Source organism: Devosia oryzisoli (assembly GCF_014837245.1).
Taxonomy (GTDB): Bacteria; Pseudomonadota; Alphaproteobacteria; order Rhizobiales; family Devosiaceae; genus Devosia; species Devosia oryzisoli.
The window spans coordinates 883,029-909,134 of sequence record NZ_JACYFU010000002.1 but is presented as its reverse complement, the minus strand read 5'-3'; the positions used below and the strand labels follow the sequence as shown (position 1 = coordinate 909,134).

General features: G+C 65.2%; 22 protein-coding genes. 11 read left to right on the top strand and 11 right to left on the bottom strand.

Annotation, left to right across the window (positions count from 1 at the left end; genetic code table 11):
* The first annotated feature begins 6 nt into the window (after window positions 1-6).
* The 4 genes from IC608_RS10930 to IC608_RS10915 are packed head-to-tail and all read left to right on the top strand — an operon-like array spanning window position 7 to window position 4,412.
* Complete coding sequence (locus tag IC608_RS10930; RefSeq protein ID WP_191775246.1) at window positions 7-867, top strand: ABC transporter permease; 861 nt, start codon at window positions 7-9, stop codon at window positions 865-867.
* A 9-nt stretch (window positions 868-876) separates the two neighbouring features.
* Complete coding sequence (locus tag IC608_RS10925) at window positions 877-1,917, top strand: ABC transporter ATP-binding protein (protein ID WP_191775245.1); 1,041 nt, start codon at window positions 877-879, stop codon at window positions 1,915-1,917.
* Window positions 1,899-2,894: an ABC transporter ATP-binding protein gene (locus tag IC608_RS10920; RefSeq protein WP_210316294.1), complete on the top strand. Its 996-nt coding sequence runs from the start codon at window positions 1,899-1,901 to the stop codon at window positions 2,892-2,894. The genes IC608_RS10925 and IC608_RS10920 overlap by 19 nt, the downstream gene beginning before the upstream one ends.
* Before the next feature lie 36 nt (window positions 2,895-2,930).
* Window positions 2,931-4,412, top strand: a complete 1,482-nt coding sequence (locus tag IC608_RS10915) for a sulfatase-like hydrolase/transferase (RefSeq protein ID WP_191775241.1) — start codon at window positions 2,931-2,933, stop codon at window positions 4,410-4,412.
* A gap of 113 nt (window positions 4,413-4,525) precedes the next feature.
* Here IC608_RS10915 and IC608_RS10910 read toward each other — a convergent pair whose 3' ends face one another.
* The 10 genes from IC608_RS10910 to IC608_RS10865 all read right to left on the bottom strand — a co-directional run bounded on the left by IC608_RS10910 (window position 4,526) and on the right by IC608_RS10865 (window position 17,775).
* The gene (locus IC608_RS10910) at window positions 4,526-6,358 is read right to left on the bottom strand and encodes a sulfatase-like hydrolase/transferase (protein WP_191775239.1); all 1,833 of its coding nucleotides are present in this window, start codon (window positions 6,356-6,358) and stop codon (window positions 4,526-4,528) included.
* 7 nt (window positions 6,359-6,365) lie between these two features.
* On the bottom strand, window positions 6,366-8,420 hold the full coding sequence (locus tag IC608_RS10905) for an ABC transporter ATP-binding protein (protein WP_191775238.1): 2,055 nt from the start codon (window positions 8,418-8,420) through the stop codon (window positions 6,366-6,368).
* Window positions 8,420-9,295, bottom strand: coding sequence for an ABC transporter permease (locus IC608_RS10900; RefSeq protein WP_191775236.1), 876 nt, complete (start codon window positions 9,293-9,295; stop codon window positions 8,420-8,422). Before IC608_RS10900 ends, IC608_RS10905 begins: the two co-directional genes overlap by 1 nt.
* A gap of 4 nt (window positions 9,296-9,299) precedes the next feature.
* Window positions 9,300-10,244: an ABC transporter permease gene (locus tag IC608_RS10895; protein ID WP_191775234.1), complete on the bottom strand. Its 945-nt coding sequence runs from the start codon at window positions 10,242-10,244 to the stop codon at window positions 9,300-9,302.
* Between the two features lie 2 nt (window positions 10,245-10,246).
* Complete coding sequence (locus IC608_RS10890) at window positions 10,247-11,833, bottom strand: ABC transporter substrate-binding protein (protein ID WP_191775232.1); 1,587 nt, start codon at window positions 11,831-11,833, stop codon at window positions 10,247-10,249.
* A gap of 90 nt (window positions 11,834-11,923) precedes the next feature.
* Window positions 11,924-13,141 (bottom strand): ROK family protein, encoded by a 1,218-nt coding sequence (locus IC608_RS10885; RefSeq protein ID WP_210316293.1) that lies wholly within the window; start codon window positions 13,139-13,141, stop codon window positions 11,924-11,926.
* A gap of 112 nt (window positions 13,142-13,253) precedes the next feature.
* Complete coding sequence (locus tag IC608_RS10880) at window positions 13,254-14,873, bottom strand: GMC family oxidoreductase (protein ID WP_191775228.1); 1,620 nt, start codon at window positions 14,871-14,873, stop codon at window positions 13,254-13,256.
* The gene (locus tag IC608_RS10875; RefSeq protein WP_191775227.1) at window positions 14,873-16,009 is read right to left on the bottom strand and encodes a mandelate racemase/muconate lactonizing enzyme family protein; all 1,137 of its coding nucleotides are present in this window, start codon (window positions 16,007-16,009) and stop codon (window positions 14,873-14,875) included. The genes IC608_RS10880 and IC608_RS10875 overlap by 1 nt, the downstream gene beginning before the upstream one ends.
* A gap of 10 nt (window positions 16,010-16,019) precedes the next feature.
* Window positions 16,020-16,706, bottom strand: a complete 687-nt coding sequence (locus tag IC608_RS18475) for a winged helix-turn-helix domain-containing protein (protein ID WP_191775226.1) — start codon at window positions 16,704-16,706, stop codon at window positions 16,020-16,022.
* 76 nt (window positions 16,707-16,782) lie between these two features.
* Window positions 16,783-17,775: a substrate-binding domain-containing protein gene (locus IC608_RS10865; RefSeq protein ID WP_191775225.1), complete on the bottom strand. Its 993-nt coding sequence runs from the start codon at window positions 17,773-17,775 to the stop codon at window positions 16,783-16,785.
* A gap of 270 nt (window positions 17,776-18,045) precedes the next feature.
* Between IC608_RS10865 and IC608_RS10860 the strand changes: the two genes are divergently transcribed.
* From IC608_RS10860 to IC608_RS10845, 4 genes are all read left to right on the top strand, one after another.
* Window positions 18,046-18,801, top strand: a complete 756-nt coding sequence (locus IC608_RS10860; protein ID WP_191775224.1) for a glycerophosphodiester phosphodiesterase family protein — start codon at window positions 18,046-18,048, stop codon at window positions 18,799-18,801.
* Between the two features lie 88 nt (window positions 18,802-18,889).
* Window positions 18,890-20,449, top strand: a complete 1,560-nt coding sequence (locus IC608_RS10855) for an ABC transporter substrate-binding protein (protein ID WP_191775223.1) — start codon at window positions 18,890-18,892, stop codon at window positions 20,447-20,449.
* Window positions 20,450-20,510: 61 nt separating this feature from the next.
* The gene (locus IC608_RS10850; protein WP_345890881.1) at window positions 20,511-21,434 is read left to right on the top strand and encodes an ABC transporter permease; all 924 of its coding nucleotides are present in this window, start codon (window positions 20,511-20,513) and stop codon (window positions 21,432-21,434) included.
* Window positions 21,431-22,258: an ABC transporter permease gene (locus tag IC608_RS10845; RefSeq protein ID WP_191775222.1), complete on the top strand. Its 828-nt coding sequence runs from the start codon at window positions 21,431-21,433 to the stop codon at window positions 22,256-22,258. The genes IC608_RS10850 and IC608_RS10845 overlap by 4 nt, the downstream gene beginning before the upstream one ends.
* Window positions 22,259-22,281: 23 nt before the next feature.
* Here the strand turns inward: IC608_RS10845 and IC608_RS10840 are convergent, their stop codons facing one another.
* Window positions 22,282-23,142, bottom strand: a complete 861-nt coding sequence (locus tag IC608_RS10840; RefSeq protein WP_191775221.1) for a LysR family transcriptional regulator — start codon at window positions 23,140-23,142, stop codon at window positions 22,282-22,284.
* A 103-nt stretch (window positions 23,143-23,245) separates the two neighbouring features.
* Here IC608_RS10840 and IC608_RS10835 point away from each other — a divergent pair, with 103 nt between their 5' ends.
* The 3 genes from IC608_RS10835 to IC608_RS10825 are packed head-to-tail and all read left to right on the top strand — an operon-like array spanning window position 23,246 to window position 26,074.
* Window positions 23,246-24,121, top strand: coding sequence for a metallophosphoesterase (locus tag IC608_RS10835; RefSeq protein ID WP_191775220.1), 876 nt, complete (start codon window positions 23,246-23,248; stop codon window positions 24,119-24,121).
* A gap of 4 nt (window positions 24,122-24,125) precedes the next feature.
* On the top strand, window positions 24,126-25,112 hold the full coding sequence (locus tag IC608_RS10830) for an ABC transporter ATP-binding protein (protein ID WP_248306287.1): 987 nt from the start codon (window positions 24,126-24,128) through the stop codon (window positions 25,110-25,112).
* On the top strand, window positions 25,112-26,074 hold the full coding sequence (locus tag IC608_RS10825; RefSeq protein ID WP_191775218.1) for an oligopeptide/dipeptide ABC transporter ATP-binding protein: 963 nt from the start codon (window positions 25,112-25,114) through the stop codon (window positions 26,072-26,074). Before IC608_RS10830 ends, IC608_RS10825 begins: the two co-directional genes overlap by 1 nt.
* Window positions 26,075-26,106: the final 32 nt, after the last annotated feature.

Sequence of the window (26,106 nt, the reverse complement as noted above, 5' to 3'; positions counted from 1 at the left end):
GGGAGAATGTCAGCCGTGACCGCATCCGCCACGCACGCCGGACCGCTCCGCGTTCTTCTTCAGAACAGGGTGGTGACGCTCAGCATCGTGGTGTTGGGTATCTTTGCCATCGCTGCGATCTTTGCCCCCTATCTCACCCCATACCAGCCCAATGGGCTTTCGATGCGCGAGCGTCTCTTGCCGCCGAGCTCGGAACACTGGGCCGGCACGGACGAACTCGGGCGCGACATCTTCACACGACTGATCTATGCGGGCCGCGTCTCGCTGGCCGTCGGCCTTGGAGTGGCGGCCCTGGCATCCGTGTTCGGCGTCGTCCTCGGCATCCTCGCGGGTTTCTTCTCGCGGCTCGATCCGGCGATCTCACGCTTGCTGGACGCCATGATGGCCTTCCCGGACGTGCTGCTGGCCATCGCCCTGCTCGCGGCCTTCGGCGGTTCGCTGCTGAACCTCATCATCGCGCTGGCTATCGTCTTCACCCCCCGCATTGCCCGGGTCGTGCGCGCCTCGAGCCTTGTGGTGCGGGAATTGACCTATGTCGAGGCCGCACGGGCGCTGGGCGTCAGCACGCCGCGCATCCTGTTCCACCACGTGTTCCGCAACATCACCTCGCCGATCATCGTGCAGGCCACTTTCATCTTCGCGGCGGCCATGTTGTCGGAGGCGGGTCTCTCCTTCCTCGGCATCGGCATCGATCCTTCCATGCCCACCTGGGGCGTGATGATCAGTGCCGGCCGCCAGTACATCGACACGGCCGGCTGGCTGATCCTGTTTCCCGGCCTCGCCATCACCATCTGCGTCGTCGCCCTCCAGCTGACCGGCGATGGCCTGCGCGACGCCCTCGACCCCCGTATCCGCAAGAGCATCTGAGCCCTGTCCATGCACACCAGTTCGCCACCGCTCGCACCACCCACGCTGGAGGTCACGGCGCTGCAGACCTCGTTCATCTACAAGCGCTTCAGCGTCAAGGCAGTGCGCGACGTGTCGTTGCGGCTCGAGCGCGGCAAGACCCTGGCACTGGTGGGAGAAAGCGGCTCCGGCAAGTCAGTCGCCGCGCTGTCGCTGATGGGCCTGTTGCCGCCGGCCGGGCGGATCGTCGGCGGGCAGGCCGTCTACCGGCAGGCGGACGGCACCACCCACGATCTCGCCCGGTTGCAGCGGCGGCAGATGCGCCGGCTCAGCGGGCCCGACCTTGCGATGATCTTTCAGGAGCCGATGACGTCGCTCAACCCGCTCTTGACGGTGGGCGACCAGATTGTCGAAATGCTGCTGACCCATGAACGGTTGAGCCGTGAGGCGGCCCGCAAGCGCACGCTCGACATCCTGCGGCTCGTCGAAATTCCTGCGGCCGAGCGACGGATCGACGACTACCCCCATCAGATGTCCGGCGGCATGCGGCAGCGCATCGTCATCGCCATGGCGCTGGTCTGCAATCCGGCCCTGCTGATCGCCGACGAGCCGACGACGGCACTCGACGTCACCATCCAGGCGCAGATACTCGATCTGATGCGGCGCCTCCAGGCCGAGCTCGGCATGTCCATCCTGTTCATCACTCACGATCTCGGCGTGGTGGCCGAGATCGCCCATCAAGTGGCGGTCATGTACGCCGGCGAAGTGGTTGAGCAGGCGGAGGTGGGGCAACTGTTCTCGTCGCCCGCGCACCCTTATACGCAAGGGCTGCTCTCATCGATCCCCCACGCCATGCGCAAAAACCCCGAGGAGGGCCGCCGCGCCCGGCTGAACCCGATCCCCGGTTCGGTACCGCCGATCCATGCACTGCCCGAGGGTTGCACCTTCCGGCCGCGCTGCCCCCACAGCGAGCAAAGGTGTACGCTGCCGGTGACGCTGGAAACCGCCGGGCCCGGCCATCGCACCAGATGCTGGAAATGGGAGGCTGTGCAATGGAGCACCCGCCACTGATTTCCGTCGAGGGGCTGAGCAAGCGTTTCCCCACCCGCGCCGGGGATGTCCATGCCCTCGAGGACGTCAATTTCAGCATTCCCCGCGGCTCCATAGTCGGCCTTGTCGGCGAATCCGGCTCCGGCAAGACCACGCTCGGCCGTTGCATCCTTCGGCTCGTCGAGCCGAGCGAAGGGCGCGTCATGTTCGACGGCCAGAACATCCTGGACCTCCCGCCAAAAGAGCTCCGCGCCCTGCGGCGGCGCATGCAGATCATTTTCCAGGATCCGTTTTCGAGCCTCAATCCGCGCATGCGCGTCCGCACCATCATCGAGGAGGGGCTCATCGCCCACAGGCTCGGCGGCACCTCGCGGGAACGCCGTGACCGCGTGGCGACACTGCTGGAGGAGGTTGGCCTGCAGGCCGACCATATGACGCGTTTCGCCCATGAATTCTCCGGCGGGCAACGCCAGCGCGTCGGCATCGCCCGGGCCCTTGCCATCGAGCCCGAGTTCATCGTTGCCGACGAAAGCGTCTCGGCCCTCGACGTTTCCGTCCAGGCACAGATCCTCAATCTGTTGCTCGACCTCTGCGAGGCGCGTAATCTCACCATGCTGTTCATCGCCCACGACCTCAGTGTGGTCGAGTACCTGTGCGACCAGGTGGTCGTCATGTATCTCGGACACGTGGTCGAGAACGGCAGCACTGCCCTCGTCCACAGCCAGCCGGCGCATCCTTATACCACCGCCCTCCTGTCGGCCGCCCCGGTTCCGGACCCTTTTGCCGGGCGCGACCGCAACATCCTCAAGGGAGAAATCCCGAGCCCGCTGTCGCCGCCTTCGGGGTGCGTGTTCCACACCCGCTGCCCGCTTATGGTAGAGCACTGTCGGCAGGCCGTTCCCGAGCTGAGGGCGGTGGGGGGGCGCAGGGTCGCCTGCCATCGGGCCGAAGACGTCCTGGCGATGGGACCGGCGACAGGCGCTGCGGCAACTCTCTGAACTTTCGAAAATTGGTGTGATTCAAGGTGATGAACTATGTCGGGTAAGCCCAATGTCCTCCTGATCTGCGCCGATCAGTGGCCTTCCCAGCTCTTGGGCTGCACCGGCCGCCCCGACATTGAAACTCCGACCATCGATCGCCTGGCCAGCGTCGGAACGCGGTTCTCCCGCGCCTATTCGGAAACCCCGATCTGCGGGCCCGCCCGCCGCGCGTTGATGACCGGTACCGATGCCCGTGTTCATGGCGACCGCACCTTCAAGCCCGACCTGCCGATGCCGCCGATCCCCACCCTGGCCGGCTGCTTCCGTGACGCCGGCTACCAGACCAACGCGGTAGGCAAGATGCACGTCTTTCCCGTCCGGCACCGCATCGGCTTCGACGACGTCAAGCTGTCCGACAATGGCCGCTCGGCGATCGCCCATGACGACTTCGATGCCTATCTGAGCGAGCAGGGCCATGCCGGCGAGGAGTTCCTCCACGGCATGAGTAACAATGAGTATTCCTGGCGGCCCTGGCACCTCGATGAGCGGCATCACAACACCAACTGGGTCACCCGCGAGGCCTGCAAGACGATAAAGCGCCGCGACCCGACCAGCCCTTCCTTGTGGTACGTGTCCTATGTCGCTCCCCACCCGCCGCTGGTTCCCCTATCCATATACCTCGACCTCTACCGCCACCGCGAGGTGCTGCCGCCGCTTGAGGCCAAGTGGGCGGCGGAGGGGCAGGAGCTTCCGTATCCGCTTGCGGTGATGCGCGCCTATTACGACGTGCTGCCCCCCCACCGGTTGGCCGACGCGCGGCGCGCCTTTTATGCACTCTGCACCCATATCGACCATCAAATCCGCCTGCTGATCGGTACGCTGCGCGAGGAGCAGTTGCTGAATGACACCATCATCTGCTTCATCTCCGACCACGGGGAAATGCTCGGCGACTACGGCCTCTACGGCAAGCGCGCCATGTACGACAATTCCGCCGCGGTGCCGCTGATCGTCGTTGACCGCAAGGGCAGCGACCGCGTGCCTCTGGGCGCGGTCGACACACGCCTTGCTGGCCTTCAGGATGTCATGCCGACGCTGCTGGACCTCGCCGGGCTTGACATCCCCGCCTCCTGCACCGGGGAGTCCCTGGTCCGTCCGGCCAGGCGACGCCACCTCTACTGCGAGGCCCTCGAGGGAGCTTCGGCGATGCGGATGGTGACTGACGCCACCCACAAGCTGCTCTGGTACCCCACCGGGAACGCCTTCCAGCTCTTTGACATCGTTAACGATCCGCAGGAGTTGCGCGATCTCGCCCACGATCCGGCGTCCGCCGGAAAGCTCGACGACCTTAAGGCTTTGCTGCTGTCTGAGCTCTATGGCAGCGACCTCGACCTGGTGCAGGATGGGGAACTGGTCGGCTCGCCCCGGCCCAAGCCGCCGGTCGTCGACAATCGTGCGCTGTCCGGGCAGCGCGGTCTGCAGTTCCCCCCGGTCAAAAAAGGCAACCCGAGTGCCGTCGTCGCGCCGACCGCGGAATAGACGGCTCGGGATTGCCCTGACCTGCCATTGCTGGCCCTGCCGTGAAACTCCGCCTTCGCGGGGAGGGGTCGTGGGCTCCCACGCTCAAGTCGGGGAAGAGCTCGTTCCCCTGGTCACAGCCTGGGAAAGGTTCGCCCCGTCAGCCCGGAGTGGCCAGTAGGCTTGAAGAGGTCGAAGCGGAAAATCTGGCTTTCGGGGGTATAGGCCCCGGTCAATCTGGCCGCGAGATAGCCCGCGGCGCCGCGGACGTATTCGTCGTCATCCTCGGCAAGGTCCTGCGCCAGTGGCAGGGAAATTGACGCGGTATGCTCGAGCGCCGTCAACGCGTTGAGGGCCTGCAGTTGAAGCCGCTTCTGCGTGGTCCCGCGCACGAAGGTCACCAGCGCTTCCGCATGTCTGTCGGCGTGGCCATCGTGACCCGCCGCCTCGGCCAGGGCAATCCAGACAGTCGGTCCATTTTCTCCCGCAAGTGCCTCCTCCAGGTCGCCGATGGGGGTTCCCGCGATCGCCAGCATCAACAGCCCCTGCGCGGCCCAGTAGCGGATGATCGGATTGTCGCTCGAGAGCCTGTCGCGAAACAGCGGGACATTTTCCGCCTGGCGCGCGATGGCGCGGCTGGCAAGCTCCATGATGTCGGCAAGCGGATAGGCGTCGTCATTCTCGTGCGCGGCCCAGTGTTCGAGCGGACTGCCTTCGGGGATGAAGCCGCAATCGCGCACCTCAAGCATATGAGCATCGAGGGCCGCCCGATGAGCCGCGATGGCCTGGGCATGGGCCGGATCGCCGATGAGATTGTGCACCGCATCGGGATCGACGGCCATGTCATAGAACTCTTCGGACGGCTTGGCGTGCCAGAACCGATCCTGCGCAGCGTTCAGCGTCCCGGCAAGGTGAGCCGCCTCGTAGTCCTTGTAGTGCTGTCCTTCCCAGGCAAAGGCGTAGTGCTGGCCCCAGATGCGATGCGGCGCATAGTTGCGGATATAGCGATAGCGAGCACTGCGCGCCGTGCGGGTGAAGTCGTAGCGTTCGTCCATGCGGTCGCGCCCGCCGAAGACGTAGGTTCGCGCCGCAGCACCGGCTCCCAGGAACGCTTGGCCGTGCAGTCCGGCAGGAAGCGCGATCCCTGCAATGGTGAGTTGAGTGGGCATCAGATCGACCAGCGACACCGGCGCGTTTTCGACGATGGTGCCCGGATCGTGCGCAAGGAGATGGCGCCAGCGCTCGGGCACTCGCACGATCATCGGCACGCCCAGGCCCTCGTCGTAGCAAAAACGCTTGGAGCGGGGCAGCGGGCTGCCATGGTCGGAATAGTAGAAGACGATGGTGTTCTCGGCGACGCCATCGGCCTCCAGTTCAGCCAGGCGCTCGCCCATGAAGGCATCCATCCGGGCGATCTGGTTGTAGTAGCGCGCCAGGCTCTCCCGCATGCCCGGGGTATCGGGCAGGTAGGACGGAATGCGGACCGCGTCCGGATCGGTGGGACCGTCCTTGGGCGCAAAAGTGCACGATTCGTGGGTCAGCATGGTGTTGAACACCGCCAGGAATGGCGCTTCTGCCGGCCGGTTACGCCAGTGGGCAGTGTCGCTGGTCTCGTCCCAGATCTGCGCCGGGTCGAGATCGGTGTTGTAATGAGTCTTGCTGTTGTTGGTGCAATAGTAGCCGGCGGCCCGGAAGAGGTCCGGATAGGTTGCAATCCCCGGCGGGAACGGACCGAAGGCCGCCATGTGCTGGGCAGGCGGCACGGCCTCGGCATGCCGGCCGGTCAAAATGGCAAAGCGCGACGGCGCACAGACCGGGGCCGTGCAGTTGGCGACGCGCCAGGCGACGCCGTCCCTCGCCAGCCGGTCGAGATTGGGGGTGCGGGCAATCGGATCGCCATAGGTCCCGTTCCAGGGCGGGCAGTCTTCCGAGACGATGCAGAGAATATTTGGGCGAGACTGGGACATGCCGGACCTAGGGGGAGGATGAAGGAACAAGGCCCGCCGCCTCGTCTGGGAAGTGGCAGGCGGCTTTCTGGGCGCCGGCGCCCGATAGCGCCGGTTCGTCGCTGACACAGATCTGCCGATCGGGGTGGTACAGCGGGCCGATTGGACACCGGGTGCGGAAGCGGCAGCCGGATGGCGGATTGCGTGGACTGGGCATGTCCCCACCGAGCACGATCTTGCGGCTCATCGCGTCCGCATCCGGAACCGGGCGCGGCGTCGAGGACAACAGGACCGCCGTATAGGGGTGGCGCGGACGGGCATAGACTTCCGCCGCCGGCCCGGTTTCGACGATGCGGCCCAGATACATCACCGCGACCCGGTCGCTGAGGTGCCGGACGACCGACAGGTCGTGGGCAATGAAGAGGATGCCGAGGCCAAGCCGGTCGCGCAGTTCTGCGAGGATATTGATGACCTGGGCCTGGATCGAGACGTCGAGGGCAGAGACCGGCTCGTCGCAAATGAGAAGGCGAGGCTCCACCGCCAGCGCCCGTGCAATGCCGATGCGCTGGCGCTGTCCGCCCGAAAAGGCCTTGGGATAGCGCTCGAGATAGCTCGGATCGAGGCCGACCATGTCCAGAAGGCGCGCCGCTTCCGCCTCGCGCGCCCCGCGCGCAACGCCGCGTTGCTCGAGCGCTTCGGAGAGGATCTGCCGGATGGTGAGACGCGGGTTGAGCGAGGCATAAGGGTCCTGGAAGACATACTGGACCTGCTCGCGCACCTTGGCCGATTGGGCTGCGTCAAAGCCGGTGACGTCCATGCCGTCGACCTCGACCTTGCCCGCGGAGATGGGGTTCAATCCCACGAGCGCGCGCGACAGCGAGGTCTTGCCGCAACCCGATTCCCCGACCAGGCCCAACGTTTCGCCAGGCCTGAGATCGAGGCTGACATGGTCGACGGCCCTGACCGGCGGCGTGCGGCCGAACAGCCCGCCCCTGGAAAACTCCACCACCAGGTCTTCGACCACGAGGATCGGCGCCTGGTCGTGGAACTGGCGATCGGCAACGGGGGCCTCGATGGCCGCGGTCCGGGGCGGCAACGCGCCCAGCCGCTGTGCCACGTGGCAGGCGGTGAGACGGCCCGGGCGCCCGGGAAGCGCGGCCAGGGGCGGGACGCTGGTGCGGCACACATCTTCGGCCAGGCTGCAGCGGGGGTGAAACGGACAGCCCGGAGGCAGCCGGGACAGGTCGGGGGTGGCGCCCGGGATGGTCGGCAATTCGGCGCGGCGCTCGGAATCGATGCGTGGCATCGAATGGAGGAGGTCCCGGGTGTAGGGGTGCTGGGGATCGGCGAAGACTGCCTCGACCGTGCCTCTTTCCACGACACGCCCGGCATACATGACGACGATATCGTCGCAGATTTCGGCCACCACGCCCATGTCATGGGTGATGAGGATCACGGCGATCCCCAGGCGCTGCTTGAGATCGACCAGCAGCCTCAGCACCTGAGCCTGGATGGTGACGTCCAGCGCCGTGGTGGGCTCGTCGGCGATGATCAGGCGCGCCGAATTGGCGATGGCGATGGCGATGACCACGCGCTGCCGCATGCCGCCGGAGAATTGATGCGGGAACTCGTCGATGCGCCGCTCCGGCTCGGGAATACCGACCATCGACAGCAACTCGATGGCGCGACTGCGGGCACCGGCCTTGGCCGCACCGTGAACGATCAGCGCCTCCTCGATCTGCCAGCCGACCGTCTTGACCGGGTTGAGGGCCGTCTGCGGATCCTGAAACACCATGGCGATTTCGGCGCCCCGGATGGCCCGCATGGCGTTCTCGTCCAGCTCGAGCAGGTTGCGACCATCGAAGCGGGCTTCACCCGCCTCGACAGAGGCGTTTTCGGGCAGCATCCGCATGATGGCGCGGGCGGTCAGGGACTTCCCTGATCCCGATTCCCCAACGATGCCGAGGACGCGGCCCGGAGAGGCCTCGAACGACACGTCGTGCAGGGCCGGCACGGTCCTGCTGCCGAACGCAAAGGCAGTGCGCAGGTTCTGCACTTCGATCAATGGCGTGGATGACCGCATCACTCGCCCCGGGTCTTGAGCGCCTGCGCATTCAGCGCATCGGCGATGAGGTTGAAGGCCAGCGCGAGCAGCAGCAGCATGATGATCGGGCCGGCCGTATACATGGGCTGCACATAGACGTAGCGGATGCCAACGTTGAGCAGCGTACCCAAGGACGGCGTCGGCGGCTGGATGCCGAGCCCGACGATCGACAGCGCTGCCTCGATGAAAATTCCGGCGATCATCGAGAGCGAGACCTGCACGAAGATCGGATCGAGCGCGTTGGGCAGGATGTGCCGGAGCATGATCTTGCCCTTCGAAACGCCGAGGACCCGCGCGGCCAGCACATATTCCCGCCCCTCTTCGCTGAGCAGCGCGCCGCGGGCCAGACGTCCGAACTGGGGCAGCGAGAAAATGACGATGGTGACGACCAGCGACAGCCAGCCGGGCCCGATGATGATGACGATGCAGATGCCCAGGACCAGGCTCGGAAACCCGAGGATGATGTCGAAGAGGCGCTGAAACCCTTCGCCAAGCAGCCGCGAGACGGCGCCCGAAAGCCCCATGAGCGTTCCGGCAACGGCCGCGATGGGCACGGAGACGATGACGAGGCTGACCGACACCTGCAGGGCATAGATGCAGCGCACGAAGATGTCGCGGCCCAGTTCATCGGTGCCGAAGGGATGGGCAGGCGAGGGGGGCAGGAAGCTGTCGCGGCTCTGCTGGTCGACGCCACCGGGAAAGACCACCGGCGCCAGGAGCGCGGCAGCGATCAGCAGGAGCAGCAGGCCGCAGCCGACAAGTCCCTGCGGCTGGGCAAGGGCGCGGAGATAGCGCGCCACGCCCTCGTTGAGGACTGGTCGCCGCGCCGGCACTGGTGTCTGGGACATGGTCATGCCGCTACTCCAGCCGTATGCGCGGATCGAGCGCGGCAAGCAGGATTTCGGAAAAGAGGTGCGTCAGCACGGCGATGACGACGGCGCCGAGCACGACGATCTGCACGACCTGATAGTCGCGCGAGGTGACGGCATCGACAGCCATCAGTCCCAAGCCGTTGCGCGCAAAGATCGCCTCGATCACCACGGCCCCCGCCAGCAGTTCTCCGATGCGGATGCCGGTGGCGACGACGGCCGTGCCCATGCTGTTGCGCAGGATATGGCTCAGCACGATCTGCGAGCGCGGCACGCCCTTGGCGCGGGCAAAATCGACGAACTCTTCCTGCCGGATCTGCATCATGCGGGCCTGGATGAGCCGGGCGATCATCGCCGCCTGCGGCAACGCCAGGGCGAGAGCCGGCATGAGCAGCAGCGAGAACCCGGTCACCGGGTCGCGCAGGATCGAGACTTCGCCGCTGATCGGCAGCATGTTGAAGGTGATCCCGAACACGAGGATGAGGATAAGCCCCGTGACGTGCGGTGGCGTCGCGAGAAGCACGCTGATGGCGCTGTCGAGCCCGAAGCGCCCGGCCCCCTTGCGCACCGACCCGGCGAGAATACCCAGACCGATGCCAAAAGCGATCATCAGCACGCTGGCGGTCAACGCCAGCTCCAGCGTACTGCCGAGGCGGGCCAGGATCAGTTGTCCCACCGGGCGGTTGGTAATCAGAGACGTGCCCAGATCGCCGCGCAGAAGGCCGAACAGCCAGTCCAGATACTGCGCGGGAAGGGGCTGGTCGAGCCCGAGCTGCTGGCGGATGGCTTCCACCTGGTCGACGGTCGCGTCAGCGCCGGCGATGGTCTGAGCCGGATCACCGCCTGCGAGCCTGGGAAGCAGGAAGGCGATGATCGAGGTGGCCAGCAGCATGAAGGCCACCGATGGCAGCCTTCGAGCAAGAAATGCGAGCATGACTATCCGTTCAGGCTTGCCGCATCGAGATGGAGGAAGCCCACATTATCCCACACGACGCCCTGCAACTGCGGCGTCTTGGCGTGCAGCGGCGGCGTCTGGAGGAGGATGTGGCTGAACGCCTCGTCGAGCATGAATTCGCCAAGCTCGGCCAGCGCCGGCGCATAGGCCTCGCCCTGCGCGCTCTGGAGGGCATCCTTGAGCTGGCGATAACGCTCGGGGGCGAACTTGGACGGATTGGTATCCCGGAGGGCGGGCAGGGCATCGACCAGCGTGGCAGCGGAAAAGCCCTGCAGGCCGTGGATCTGCTGGAAGGCCTGGCCGAGATCGCCGGCGGTCTGTCCCTGGTCGAAGGCCGCGGTCTCGAGGACGGTGCCGACGGGGTTGAGGCCAACCTCGCGAAGATTGTTCTGCACGATCTCGTAGATTGCGGGCACGGGTGCCAGGCCGATGACCGAGATGTTGATTTCGGCGCCTTCCGCCCCGGCCCTGGCGATCAGTTCGCGGGCTTTCTCGGGGTCGTAGTGATAGTGGTTGACCATCTCCTCCGTGGTGCCTGGCTCGTTCGAGCGCCACCACAGGCAACTGGGCGTGCCGACACCGTTGAAGACCTGGTCGATGATCCGCTGGCGATCGATCGCGAAGCCGATAGCCTGGCGCAACTCCTTGCTGTCGAGCGGCGCGGCCGTGACGTTGAGACCCAGGGGAAAAATCTGGGCGCCAGGCGCTTCGATGAGTTCTACATTGGGATTGCCGCGGAACATGATGGCGTCGCGCGGGGTCATGGCGAGCACGAGGTCGACGCGACCACGCATTGCGTTGGCCATGGCTGTCGAGTCGGTGATGATCGATATTTCCACCCCGTCCAAGGCTACGGGCGTTTCGCTCCAGTAGGCCTCGTTCCGCTCGAGCCGCAGGCTGGCGCCGGGGATCCATTCCACCCACTTGAAGGGGCCGGTGCCCACGACCTGCGATCCGTCCGCGAGACCCGCAAAAGTATCCTTGTCGAGGATGACGGCGAGCTGCAGCACGTCGAAAATCCGCGGGGCGACGGGCGTCTCGCTGGTGATGGTCACCTCGTTGGGGGCAGAGGCGGTGATCGAGGTATAGGCACGCACCAGCGGCGCCATCTGCGAGGCGTTTTCAGGCACCTTCACCTGCTCGAGGGTGAACACCACGTCGTCGGCAGTCAGGGGGCGGCCGGAGTGAAAGGTGACGCCTTCGCGGATGCGGATCTTGAAGGTCAGCCCATCCTCGCTCGATTCCCAGTCGGTCGCCAGGACCGGAACAGGCTCGCCGGTCTCGCCGTCGAGGACGGTCAGCGCGTCGAACACCTGATGGCGCCAGCTGTTATTGCCGGCTCGGCCTGCCAGAATGTTCTTGGGTTGCGCATCGGCACCCTGGGCGAGACGGAGCGTGCCGCCGCCACCCTGCGCAAAGGCCACCGGCATGCCGAAGGTCGCAAGGCCCGCGAGGGCCGCGGTACCACCCAGGACATGCCGACGGGAAATCTTCGGAGAACCGCTCACTGCTGCATCGCCCATCCCGTTTCCTCCCAGATAGGACATTTGATAAAGTTTCTTGATCATATCTGCTCGGAAGACGCTGTCAATCAGGGAGGGCCAACGAACATCCCTAAAAGCGGGGGAAAATGCTTCGGCTATCTCCGTTCTGGAGAGTCAGCTCCGACGGGCAGCAATCAGCGCAACAAGGTCCGGGTTGGCCCGGTAGCTCAGGACGCCGCAGGCGGCTCCGAAAGGAATGGCCTCGGCGCCGTGTCTTGCCCGATAGAGGCGCGGCATGATCCGGCGCGGATCGTCTGCCGGCAGCACGACCGAGCCCTGCAGCGGCATCGCCGCCTCGATCAGCCGATCGATCAGCGGGGTGGGGATGAACCCGGACACGGCGATGCCATCGGGCCAAAGCGCAGCCTCGAGGAAATTGATCAGGAACCGGAAGATCGGCCCGGCCTCATGCAGCCACGGATCGAAGCGCTCCGGTGTCTCCTCGGCCATGCGGGCCAGGATCGGCTCCATCTCGCCATGGGCCGCATCGATATTGATGGACCGACGCAGTCCGGATGCGGACAGCACCGCACTGAGGGTCTGGCCTCGATAAACCACGTGACCCATTTCGCCCCCATGCTTCCAGACATCGCGGCTGACTGCGCCCGAGGATATGAACGATGTCCCGAGGCCAAGGCCGGCCAGGATGTAGACGAAGCGCGATTCGTGCGGCCTCACCTGGGCCTCCGCCAATGCCGCAGCCTGTGAATTGTTGAACACGAACACCGGCGTGCCGCATTCGCGGGCCAGGCGTTCACCCAGCATCGCCGAGGTATATTCGCCCGCAAACCGGTTGAACCAGCGCTGGTCGGGGAGGCGCTGGGAAAATTCGATGGCGCTATGGGGCATGTTGAGGACCCCGATGGGAAGCGGGCCGGAGACGGCGACGGCCCAGATGTCCTTGCCTGCCTCGTCCTGCAGCGCCTGGGAGACGGCGTTGCACAGCGCCCGCATATAGCCCTCGGTGTCATCCTCGGCGGTGTCGATGGCGATGGTGCGCTGGCTCTGCACGTTGAGGTCGAGGTCGACAAGGGCGAGGATGCACGCGTTCCAGCGGAACTGGACCGCCAGCACGAAGCCGCCGCCGCCGACCACCTGCAGGCCGCGATGGGGGTTGCCGCGACTGCCGCTGGCCGGGCGATCGACCTCCTGCAGCATCCCCATGTCGATCAGTTCCTGCACCACATTGGTCATGGTCTGCAGGCTGAACGGCATCAGCCGGCCCAGTTCCTTGCGCGACGCCGTGGGCCGGTCCCGCACGGCCTGCAGCACCGCCGCAAGGTTGCGGTTGCGCGCCTCGTTGGTGTTCAGGGCGGTGCCGAACAAGCTCATACGCCTTCGATTTGGCGCCGGCGGATGCCGTAGTTTCGGCGCCGCCGGGATGGACGATCCACAGCCTCTTAGCGTGGCCGCGCCATGGCGGCAATGCGATGGCCGGGCCCGCTCAGCCCGCGCCGTCGCGCCCCAGAACCAGCGAGGCGCCTTTCTCGGCTACCATCAAGGTCGCTGCATTGCTGTTGGCCGAGACGATCCTGGGCATCACCGAGGCGTCGATGACGCGCAGACCGTCGACACCGCGGACGCGCAGTTGCGGATCGAGAACCGAGGCACTGTCCGTGCCCATGCGGCAGGTGCCGACGGGATGGAAAACCGTGCCGCCCATGCTGCGCACGGCGTCCCAGATCTGCTCGTCGCTCCGAACGGCCGAGCCGGGCACGACCTCTTCGCTCCACAGGGCCTTGAAGGCTGGCTGCTCATGGATGTCGCGCAGCATCTTGACCCCGGCAACGATGGTCTGTCGATCGATGCGGCGCTCGAAATAGCGCGGCTCGATGCGTGGCGACGCGGCCGGGTCGGCGCTGGTCACGCTGACGCGCCCCCGGCTCTCGGGGTGGCACTGGTAGACCGAGGCGGTGAAGCCCGAATAGCGGTGCAGGGGAGTTCCGGGCTTGTCCACCGAAAGCGGCATGACGTTGAACTGCACGTCGGGCCGGCCGCCATGGGCATAGGGCGTGCACGCCGCCCCGCCGACCTGGCCGGCGCCCACCGTCAACGGCCCGGTGCCTTGCAACACCCATTGCGCCCCCATGCGCGCGAGCTTGAAAACGTTGCGGACGTCGTCATTGAGCGAGAGCTTCCGATTGAGCCGCACGATCAATCGCATCTGGTAGTGATCCTGCAGGTTCTCGCCCACCTCCGGCGCATCGACCAGCACGGGAAGGCCAAGGCTACGCAGGTGATCGGCCGGACCGATGCCCGAAAGTTGCAGAATCTGTGGCGACTGGATCGTGCCTGCCGACAGGATGACCTCCCGGTCGGCCCGCACCACATGGCGCTCCTTGCCGGCCAGATATTCCACGCCCACCGCCTTGCCCGCTTCGATGATCACGCGGCTCACCAGCGCCCCGGTGAGGAGGTCCACATTGCCCCGCTTGAGCGCGGGTCGCAGGAACGAGGCGGCCGCACTGGCCCGGAACCGCCGGCCCAGCGTCAGCTGATAGGACCCGACCCCATAGGTCGTTTCGCCGTTGAAGTCCGGATTGTACGGCAGGCCGTATTGCTGCGCCGCCTCGACCCATGCGGCACAGGCGGGATTGGCGTTGCGGAGGTCCGACACCTGCAGTTCACCCGTTCGGCCGCGATAGCTGTCCGACCCGCCGGAGTAGCGTTCGAGCGCCCGGAAATGCGGCAGCACATCGGCATAGGACCAGCCGATGGCACCTGATTGGGCCCAGCCGTCGAAGTCGTCCGCCTGGCCGCGGATGAAGATGAGGCCGTTGATGGAGCTCGAGCCGCCGACGATGCGCCCGCGCGGCCAGGCGATGGCGCGATTTCCCGAACCTTCGGAGGGCTCGGTGTCGAAGACGCGGGAAAAGCGGGCGTCGTAGATGGTGCGGAAATAGCCCACCGGCAGTTTCAGCCAGTGATTGCGATCCTGGCCCCCGGCCTCGAGCACGAGAACACGCGTTTGGGGGTCTTGCGACAGGCGGTTGGCGAGCAGCGAACCGGCAGAGCCGGAGCCCACAATGACGTAATCGTAGCCCCTGTTTTCTCCGTGCGGCATCAGAGCCTCACTTCCCGCGAGCGGACGAGACAGCTCTTGAAGCCGCCAAAAGCGCTGTCGTCGATGCCGATGCCCGGCTTTTCGGGAAGATGCACCTGGCCACTGTCCAGGGTGCCGAGCACGTCCGCTGCAACCTCGCTTCGTAGCGGATTGTCGTTGTAGTCGACCTCGACGAACCCGCTCGCGACACCGCTCGCTGCCTTGACGTGGCATGAAGTCAAAAGGCCCACGCCACCGCCCAGCCAATGCGGACAGAGAAGCCGGTCCTCGGCTTCGGCCTTTGCCGCAACCTCGAGGAGGCGCGCGACACCGCCCCAACGCCCGAGATCGGGCTGCAGCACATGAAGCCCGCGCCGCGACGGCAACGCGTCGAACTGTTCGGTCCGCGAAAAGTTCTCGCCAGCCGCCAGCGGTGTCCGGAGGTTGCGCTTAAGGGCCTGCCAATCACCGTCAGCGGCGTCGTGCGGCAGCGGCTCTTCGAACCAGAAGAGGCCTGCCGCATCGATAACGGGCGCGACGGCGAGGGCGCCGGCCAGATCGTAGGCCTGGTTGGCATCCGCCATCAGCAGCGCCTCGGGGCCGACCAGCGCGCGCGCCGCCTCGAGGTTCTCCCGGTCGCGCCGCGGGTCAAAGCCGATCTTGATCTTGCTTGCCGCATAGCCGTCGGCCAGGGCCTGCGCCGCGTCATCGGGCGCGTTCTCGGGGTTGATGCCGCTGGCATAGACCGCCACCCGGTCTCGCGCGCCGTCGGTCAGGAACCGCGACAGCGGCAGGCCGGCACGCCGCGCGGCCAGATCCGTCAGCGCACATTCAAGGCCCGCGATACATTGGGCGAACGGGCCGGGCTCCCCCGACTGGATCGCCAGCACGTGCAGCCGCCGGGTCAGCCATGTCCAGAGCGCTGCCGGCTGGTCCAGCAGCCCGCTCTGGGCGGCGAGCGGCAGCACGACGGTTTCAAGGAGGCCTGCCCGATGCTCCGCGCCGCCGGCCGGAAAATTGCACCAGACCTCGCCGAACCCGACCACCCCATCGTCCTCGATGCGCAGCACCAGCGAGGGTCGGCTGGTCATCACCCCGAAGGACGTGCGAACCGGCACCGCCGCGGGCACCTGGTAGAGATCAATCGTTGCCAGCATTACCCACTCCTCAGGGGCTTACGAAGGAATAGCCGAGGCCACGGACCGTCTGGATGGCGTTGCGCGCCGGAGTGTCGCGCAGGCAATTTCGCAGGCGGGCGATGTGCACGTCGACGGTGCGTTCGCTGATGTAGACGTCAGAGCCCCAGACGTGATCGAGCAGAAGCGCGCGGGGCAGGATGCGGCCGCTGTTTTCCATGAGCTTCATCAGGAGGCGGAATTCGACCGAGGAAAGCTTGAGCTCGCGCCCCCTGGAGCTGACTCGGTGCGTCACGCGATTGAGTTCGATGCCCCCGGCGCGCAGCGCATCCACGATCAATTGCGGATTGTGCCGCCGAACGACGGCCTTGATATGCGCCAGGAGTTCGGCTGCTGAAACCGGCATGGTCAGAACGTCGTCGGCGCCCGTCTCGAGGCAGCGCACCCGTGCGGCTTCGTCGGTCCGGTCGGTCAGCATGACGATGGGCAGTTCCATCGACTCGCGCCGTAAGCGCAGTTGGCGACAGAGCTCGATGCCGGGCATGTCCGGCAGGTGCCAGGAAATCACGGCGAGGTCTGGCGGGAGTTCGCGGATCCTGAGCTTTGCATCCTCCGCACTGCTGCTGCCGTCCACCACGTGACCGTCCGCCTCCAGGTCCTTGCAGAGCTTGAGGTTGAAGGCAGTGTCGGCAGTGATGACGAGAATGCGAAGGGTCACGAGCGCTCCTTATGCGTCCGACACGCGACGTCAGCCGCCCGCAAACCTGGGGCAGTGTGGAGGTTGATCTGTCTGGTCAAACCCGGTCACCGCAAGTTCGCCGGGTCGACTCCCGGGCCACCACTTCAAAGTCGAGCGTCAGTTTCGGCTGGATGGTCTCGCCGGCCAGACGGCGCAACAGCATGCGAGCCGCGTTGGCGCCGATGTCATAGCGGGGCACGGCCACAGTGGTGAGGCGGGGCACCATCTCGCTGGCGATCTCGAGATCATCGAAACCGATGATGCCGATCCGATCCGGCACAGCGACGTTCCGGCGGCGGCATTCGAGCAGCGCACCGGCCGCCAGGACATCGTTGGCAAAAAATATCGCGTCGGTCTGCGGTTGCGCTTCGATGACCCGGGCGAGTGCATCCGCCCCATTGCGCAGGCTGAATTCGGCCTCGATGGGCGGCAGGGTCTGGCGGAGGCCGAAGTGCGCTAGGCCTCTGTCGAAACCTCTTTTGCGGCCGAGGGCGCGGTCGTTATGCACCATCGGCGCCACGACGAGGGCAAGGCTGCGATACCCCCCTGCGGCGAGGTGAGCCACTGCGGCAAAGGCCGCATCCTCGTTCGAGAACCCCACCTGCATGTCCACCGGTGCCTCGGCGTTGGTCCAGGTCTCGACCACGGGGATGTCTGCGCGTCCCAACAGGGTGTGCGTCCGTAAGGCGTGGGCGCTGCCGGTGATGACAAGGCCGCTGGGGCTCTGCGCCAGGAGCGCCGACACCAACTCCGCTTCGACCTCGGGAGAATACCCGCTCTGCCCAAGCAGAATTTGATACCCGGCTTCGGAGAGTACGTCGCTCAGTCCCTTGATCTTGTCCGCGAAGATCGAGTTGGTGACGGTCGGCACGATCACGCCGACAGTGCGGCTGCGATTGGACGCGAGGCTGCCGGCGAGACGATTGGGAATGTAGCCGGTGTCTTCGACGGCCTTCAGCACCGCATTGCGCGTTGCTTCGTTGACTTTCTGAGGCGTGTTCAGGGCGCGAGACACGGTTATGGCCGACACGCCCGCGAGCCGAGCCACTTCCTCGATGCGGACTTTGTTCGATCCTGATCGGGACGTGCGTTTCCCGGGAGAAGCCATGTTGACCATTACTCGATGGTAGCGCTAACATCGAGTTATTCATAACGTCGCGAGGGCTGTCTGGCAATGGCAAAGCCTGCATGGGAGCTCTCACTGACGCCACGCGGAAGCCGCGAGGAATGTGGGCTGCGCCGTGTGCTCTCCGCAGCCGATGTCGCTATTCGCCGACCGTTTTCTCAACGACGCAAACTCACATGTGAGGGCTGAACCGTGGTAAAAATCCTTGGCCATCGCGGCGCGCGGGACCTCTGGCCGGAAAATACCCTGCAGGGTTTTCTCAATGCCGTGGACCTAGGTGTCGATATCGTGGAATTCGACGTGCACCTCAGTGCCGATGGGGTGCCCTTTGTCATGCATGACGGGATGCTCGACCGCACCAGCCATGGGACCGGTCCGCTGAGCCGTCATACAGCGGACGAACTGCGCGCCATCAAGCTGCGCGACACGGATGAGACCATCCCCACGCTCGACATGGTTCTCGATAGCTTGGCGCCGACTGCGATCGAGTTAGCCATCGAGATCAAGACCAATTTCGACAGCTCTCCTTATCCCGAAGTCGAAAGGCTGGTGCTGGACGCCCTGGCCCGGCGCAACCTCGTCAATCGCGCAATGATCCTGAGTTTCGTGCCGCAATGCCTGGAGCGGACCCGGCGGCTCTCGTCAGAGATCGGGCTGCAGGCCTGCCTCTGGCGCCCGCAGGCGGATTTCCAGGGCGGGCTGGAAAACGCGCTGCAGAGGCTCTCCGCCATTCCCGGTGCCATTGCCGCCCTCCAGGAGGACATGTTCGCCCTGAACGAGGAAATCGCTTTTCGGCTGATGCCGCCGGATCGTCTCGCCGTCGCGGTGAACAACAAGCCGGCAAGACTGCACTATTGGCTGTCTCGAAATGTCCGGCATGTGTCGACCGATCGGCCGGATATGGCACTTGGACTGCGCGATGGGGGCAAGAGTCCATCTGACTATTAGAGTTTCTAATAAGCCGTCACGCCGAGGTGACCTTCCTCTTTTAGCTTCAGGCACCAAGGGCTGATGTAAAGGCCTGGAAGGAGGAACGATGAACAAGTTTATTACGGCGACGGCAACCGTCGTCGCCCTGGCGACGGCGACTGTCGTCCCGGTCCTTGCGCAGGATGATCGGCCGATCCTGACGATCGGCGTGCAAAGCCTTTCCGACGGTTTCGATCCGTCCCTGAACATTTCCAACGCCGGCCAGCGCATAACCGCATCCATTTTCGACAAGTTGATTTCGCGGGCCTATTGGGGGAACGAGAGCGGCGCCGGAGCCGAACTCGTGCCATCCATCGCCACCGCATGGCGCCAGGTCTCCGACACCCAGTGGGAGGTGGATATCCGCACCGATGTCGTCTTCCAGGATGGCACGCCGATGACGGCAGAAGACGTTGCCTTCTCCTTCGGCGAGCAGATGATGTGGGGGCCGGATCGGATCTACAAGGCCGGCAGCACCTATTACGGCACCTTCACCGACGTCAGCGTGGTGGACGAGGATACCGTCAGCTTCACCACCAAGGCCCCCGACCCGATCTTTCCGGCGCGCTTCACTTCGCCGCTCGGCATGGTGGTGCCCAAGGCCTACTTCCTCGAGCAGGGGATCGAGGGCTTCAACCTCAAGCCCATCGGCACCGGCCCCTACAAGCTGGAAGAGTACAAGCCGGACGAATATGTGCGGCTGGTGTCCAACGACAAATACTGGGGCGGACTGCCGCCGGCGCGCGAGATCATCTTCCGCGAAATCCCCGAGGAAGCGGGCCGCATCACCGGGCTGCTCAACGGCGAGCTCGACATGATCGTCTCGATCACGCCCGATCAGCAGGCCTTCATCGACAGCTCGGGCGTGGCGACGGTCAAGCCGGTGGTGATCGACAATTCCCGCGTGGTTGCCCTCAACACCTTCGAACCGCCGATGGACGACAAATATCTCCGTCAGGCGCTGGTCTGGGCCGTCGATCGCGAAGCCATCGTGGATGCCTTGTGGGGCGGCCAGAACCGCATCCCCCACGACTTCAATTTTGTCAGCCATGGCGAAGATTACCTCGCCGACCGTCCCAACGAACACTACGACCTGGAAGAGGCCAAGGAACTCCTGGCCAAGTCCGACTATAACGGGGAAGAGCTGATCTTCCGCATCCAGGGCGGCTACTACGCCAACTACGAGCAGGTTGCCCAGGTGCTGCAGCAGCAGTGGAAGGAAGCGGGCATCAACGTCAAGATCGAAATCCGCGACACCTTCGACGAAGTCACGGCGCCGGGCAAGCACATGTTCGCCCACTCCAACGGCGTGCAGATCCCCGACATCACCCATCCGCTGGTCAACATCTACGGCCCGGAAGGTATCCGCGTCCGCTCCGATGCCGCGGGCTACAGCTGGGATCCGTCCCCTGAATTCCTCGACCTCATCAGCAAGCTCGAGACCACGGTCGATCATGACGCGCGCATCGGGGTCTACGAGCAGCTCCTCGACATTCTCGACGACGAGCGCCCGCAGATCGAGCTGTTCCAGGCGATGGAGTACTACGGCGTCCGCAACGGCATCGAGTGGAAACCCTATTCGTTCTGGCCGATGGACTTCCGCTCCTACAATCTCAAGTTCGACTGAGTGAACGACGCCTTCGGGTCGGCGCGTTGCCGGCCCGGATATCGTATTGGAAAGGCTCCCCGTGCTCGGTTCCTTCTTGTTGCGTGCGGTCCGCATGCTGGCGACGCTGTTCGTCGTCGCGGTCGCGGTTTTCATCATGATGCGGTTTTCCGGCGACCCGGTCTCTGCCTTGGCAGGGCCGGATGCCACGCCCGAACAGGTTGCCGAAATCGCGGCCCGCTGGGGCTATGATCGCCCGCTCCCGGAGCAGTTCCTGACCTATATCGCCGACACCCTCCGCGGGGATTTCGGCCTTTCCGTCCGCAGTTACGAGCCGGCGTCCGCCGTGTTTCTCGAGCGCGTCCCCGCTACCCTGCTGCTCGGCCTGATGAGCCTCCTCTGCGCCGTCCTCATCGGCATGCCGCTGGGCATCATCGCCGCCGTCAACCAGCACAGCGCCTACGATCGGTTCGTGATGGGCCTTTCGGTGCTCGGCTTCGCCATGCCCAACTTTTTCCTCGGCATCCTGCTCATCCTGATTTTCTCGCTGTACCTGCATCTCCTGCCCAGCTTCGGGTCTGGCACCTGGCAACATCTGGTGATGCCGGTGGCGACGCTGTCGCTCTCGAGCGCCGGGGCCATCGCCCGCTTTGCCCGCTCGTGCATGCTGGACGTGCTGAACCAGCCTTATGTGGCCTCGGCCCGGGCGCGCGGCATTCCCGGGTTCCGGCGCACCATCGTCCACGCCCTGCCCAATGCATCGATCCCCATCGTCACAATTTTGGGGCTCCGCTTCGGCGATCTCATCGCCGGGGCCATCATCGTCGAAACGGTGTTTGCCTGGCCCGGCGTAGGGCGCCTGCTGGCCGCTTCGGTGGCGTCGCGCGATCTCGCCGTCGTGCAGGTCATCGTCCTGTCCACCGCGCTCACAATGATCCTCGCAAACCTCGCGGTGGACCTGCTCTATGGCGTGCTCGACCCGCGCGTGCGCAGGAGTTCGCGATGAAGATGCCCGTTCTTACCCGCATTGCCGTGAGCTTTCTGGTGCTGATCGCCTTCTGCGCGGTGTTCGCCAATTTCCTTGCCCCGCTCGATCCGCTGCACACCAATCTCCTGGCGCGGCTCAAGCCGCCGGTGTTTGCTGGCGGCACCTGGGCGAACTGGCTGGGAACCGACGAGTTGGGCCGCGATACCTTCTCGCGCCTGCTCTATGCACTGCGCACGAGCCTGCTGATCGCCGCCATCGGCACCGCGATCGGCGCCATCATCGGCACCACGCTCGGCTTCACGGCCGCCCATTTCCGCGGCGCAACCGAGCAGATCATCATGGCGGCGGTGGATTTCCAGGCGGCCGTACCCTTTATCATCCTGGTGATGTTCGTGCTGGCCGTGCTCGGCAACAGCATGGTGGTCTTCCTGGTGCTGATCGGGTTTGCCGGCTGGGAAGTCTATACGCGGCTCGCCCGCGGCCTGGTGCTGTCCGCCCGCCAGCGCAACTATGTCATGGCGCTCGAGGGCCTCGAGATGAGCTGGCCAACCATCTATGCCCGCCACGTCCTGCCCAACATTGCCAGCGCCATCATCGTCCAGCTGACGCTCAACTTCCCGGCGACCATCCTGCTCGAAACCGGCCTCAGCTTCCTGGGGCTCGGCGTCCAGCCGCCCGACACCAGCCTTGGCCTCATGCTCGGCGAGGGCCGCAACTACCTGCTGCAGGCGTGGTGGCTGTCCGTGCTCCCGGGTCTGGCGATCTTCTTCACGACGCTCTCCATGAGCATCCTGGGCGACTGGCTGCGCGACCGGCTCGATCCGCTGTCGCAGGCACGATGAGGAGCGGCCCCGTCATGTCCAGGTCAGTCCATGCAATCGAAAAACCCTTTCACCGTCCCGGTGTTGCGGGCGTCGGCGTTGCACGCTGCCACCACCAGATAGGGCTCGGCGAGTTCCTCGAGGATCACGCTCTTGAGGTTCTGGGCCAGCGTCGTCGTGTCCGGCGAGGTCACCGTCACGCCCAGGCCGTGGTACACCGCCTCCACCGCCATCGCCGTCGAGCTCACCACCATGAGCTTTTTCAACGTGACGCCGAGATTGGCCGCTTCCGTCTCCAGCCTCCAGCGGGCAAAGGAGCGCGAACTCGGCAGCACGATATGGTGCTCGGCCAGGTCCCTGAGGGAAATCGACCTGCGCCCCGAGAGCGCGTGATCGTCCGGGATCAGCACCACGTGCTGCCTGTGCTCGATCGGCCAGACATAGAGGTTCTCTGTGTTTTCTGGCTCGGGCATGATCACCACGTCGACCTCCCGCTCCTTGAGGATTTCCTCGCATTTGCGCCAGTTCGCGCTCTCGAAGGTGAGATCCACGCCGGGATGCCGCTCCCGGAAGCGGCGCAGATAGGTAAGGGCTGGGTTGCTTGCCGTGCCGACGACGCGCAGCAGGCCCTGCTCGAGGCCGGTGAACTCATTGACGCGTTCTTCGAGCTGGATCTGCAGCAGGCCCATTTCTTCGGTCACGCGGTGGATGCGGCGTCCCGCAGGGGTCAACACCAGCCCGGACCGGCGCCGCTCCAGGAGATAGGCGCCGACGACGGCTTCGAACTTGGCCACGTTTTGCGTCACGCTCGACTGCGTAACGCCCAACGCCTCGGCGGCCTTGGAAAAGCTGCGGTGCCGGGCGGCAGCATTGAAGGCCAGGATCTGGTGCAGGTTGATCTTCATCAGCGCGATCCCATGATGGCAGAATTAGTGGAGCTAATAGCTCTTAGCACTCTCGCGACATCGAGGCGGTACCTGTCATGACCTTAGCACGGGATGTTCGCCCTTGAATACGTTGAAGTTTATCCACCTGACCGACCTGCATCTGACCGCCGATGGCGAACGCCCGGCGGGCTACGATACTTATGCGAACACGCAGCGCGCGCTGTCCCATTCTCTAGGGCTCTTCCCCGATGCAGACTTCCTGGTGATCACCGGCGATCTGGCCAATTGGGGAGAGCAGGGGGCCTATCGTCGTCTCGAGTCCCTGCTCGAAACCGTCCCGATTCCGGTCTTTCTGATGATCGGCAACCACGACAACAGGGACAATTTCTTTTCCGTGTTTGGCAAGCGGCATCCCTTTGCCTTGCCCTATGTGCAGTACAGTCAGACCCTGGGCGGCTATGATCTGGTTTTTCTCGATACTCAGGGGATCGGCTCCCACGCCGGCAGCCTCAGCCCCGAGCGGCTGGAGTGGATGGAAGAAACGCTCGCCGCCGCTGAGCACGAGGTGCTGCTGTTCATGCACCACCACCCGGTCGAACTCCACGCGCCGGCACTCGATGCAAAAGGGCTGACCAACTGGCCGCAGTTCCACGCGGCGCTGGCCAGGCACCGCCACAAGATCCGGCACATCTTCCACGGCCACTGCCATATCCTGCTGCAGGGCAACGTCGAGGGCATTTCCTTCACGGGGCTGCGCTCCATGACGGACCAGGCCTATACCGATCTCAAGCTGTCGAAGGCCGCGCGCCTGCATGCCGAGCCGCACTACGGTGTGGCACTTGTCACCCCCAACTCGCTGATCGTGCATTTGCAGGAATTCAATTACTCCGGCCCGCTGCTGGTGCGGGAGCGACAGAAGTTCGACGATTTCATCGGCCTTTGCGCGGAGCGTGGCGTGACCGTCCCCAGGGAGGAGCCGGCCGTCTATGCTGAGTGATGAAATGACTGCCGAACCAAATCTGGCGCTGGAAATAAACGGCCTATCCGTAGCCCTGGGCTCGGCCCCCGATGCGCCAAGGATCATCCACGACGTGAACCTCACGCTGGCGCGCGGCGAATGCGTTGGCGTGGTCGGTGAAAGTGGCTGCGGCAAGACGGTGAGCTTTCTGGCCACCATGGGCTTGCTGCCAGGTGTGCTCAAGGTTTCCGGCAGCGCCAGACTGGCGGGCCAGGAGATGATCGGGGTCGGAGAAAGGCAACTCGAGCGCATTCGGGGCCGCAAGGTCGGCATGATCTTCCAGGATCCTCAATCCGCCCTCAACCCGGTGCGGACCATCGGCGCGCAACTGATGGAGCCGCTCCGCCTGCATCTGGGCATGACCAGAGCGGCTGCCGAGGCGAGGGCCATCGAACTTCTGACCCTGGTCGGCATCCCGGCGCCTCGCGACCGCCTCCGGGCCTACCCGCACGAAATTTCCGGCGGCACCTGCCAGCGCGTCATGATCGCGGTTGCCCTGGCGTCCGAGCCGGAGGTTCTGATTGCCGACGAGCCGACGACGGCGCTCGACGCAACGGTGCAGTTGCAGGTCCTCGATCTGCTTCGCTCCATCCAGGCGCAGACCTCGCTCTCGATCATCTTCATCACCCATGATCTGGGCGTGGTGGCCGAAATCTGCGACCGCGTCGTGGTCATGTATGCGGGCCGCACGGTCGAGGTGCAGGATATTCCCGGCGTCTTTTCGACGCCGCACCATCCCTACACCCGGGCGCTGCTCGATTGTCTGCCCGCCCTCGAAATCGGCCAGGCGCCCCCCCGCGCCATCTCGGGCGATGTGCCCATGCCGGGCCGCGCGCCGTCCGGCTGTCCCTTTCATCCGCGCTGCTCGCGCATGACCGAGACGTGCCGCGTCTCCATGCCGGCCATGCAGTCCACCGGGCCCGGCCCACAGGGCGTCGCCTGCTACCATCCGCTGCAGGAGACTGTCTGATGTCGGAAGCCAATTTGCTCGAAATCCAGCAGGTATCGAAGCGCTATGTGCTGTCCGGCGGCCGGCCGTTCGGCAAGCCGCCAACCCTGCAGGCGGTCTCCGACATCGACCTGGCCATCCGGGTCGGCCACTCCGTGGGCCTCGTGGGTGAGAGCGGCTGCGGGAAATCCACCCTGGCCAAGATCGCGGCGGGTTTCGTGCCGCCCTCGATGGGGACGGTGCTCATCAGGGGGACGCCGCAGCGCGACGCGCGCGGCCATGTGCGTCGGGGCCGAAGAAAGATCCAGATGGTGTTCCAGGATCCGCTCGCAGCCCTCGATGCGCGGCTGAGCGTGAGCGCCCAGATCGACGAGGCGCTGGTCCTGGCGTCAGGCAGCCGCGGCGATGTGGCCGAGCGGCGCAATGCGCTTCTGGGACAGGTGGGTCTCAACCCCGAACTGGCAACGCGGTTGCCGCACGAACTGTCCGGCGGGCAGCGCCAGCGCGTCGTCATCGGCCGGGCCCTGGCGGCCGATCCCGAACTGCTCGTCTGCGACGAGCCGCTGGCCGCGCTGGACGTTTCGGTACAGGCGCAGATCCTCGCCCTGCTCAATCAATTGCAGCAGTCGATGGGCCTGACGCTGCTGTTCATTTCCCACCAGTTGTCCACCGTGCGTTATCTTTGCGACGAGGTCGTGGTGATGTACGCCGGCCGGATCGTCGAACGCGGCACGACCGCGCAGGTCTACCAGGCGCCGCGCCACCCCTATACCGAGATGCTGCTCTCCACAGCGCTTGATCCGCGCCAAAAACATGTGCGCACCGGAAGCGTGGTCGGCGAAGCGCCAAACCCCATCGCCTTGCCGTCCGGCTGCCCCTTCCATCCGCGATGCCCGCGGGCTCAACTCGATCTTTGCGCCCGGGTGCGACCCGAATTGCAGGTGGTGGAAGGCGGGCAACTGGCCGCCTGCCACTTTGCCTGACCTGCCGCTGGGCAGCACGACAACAACCATTC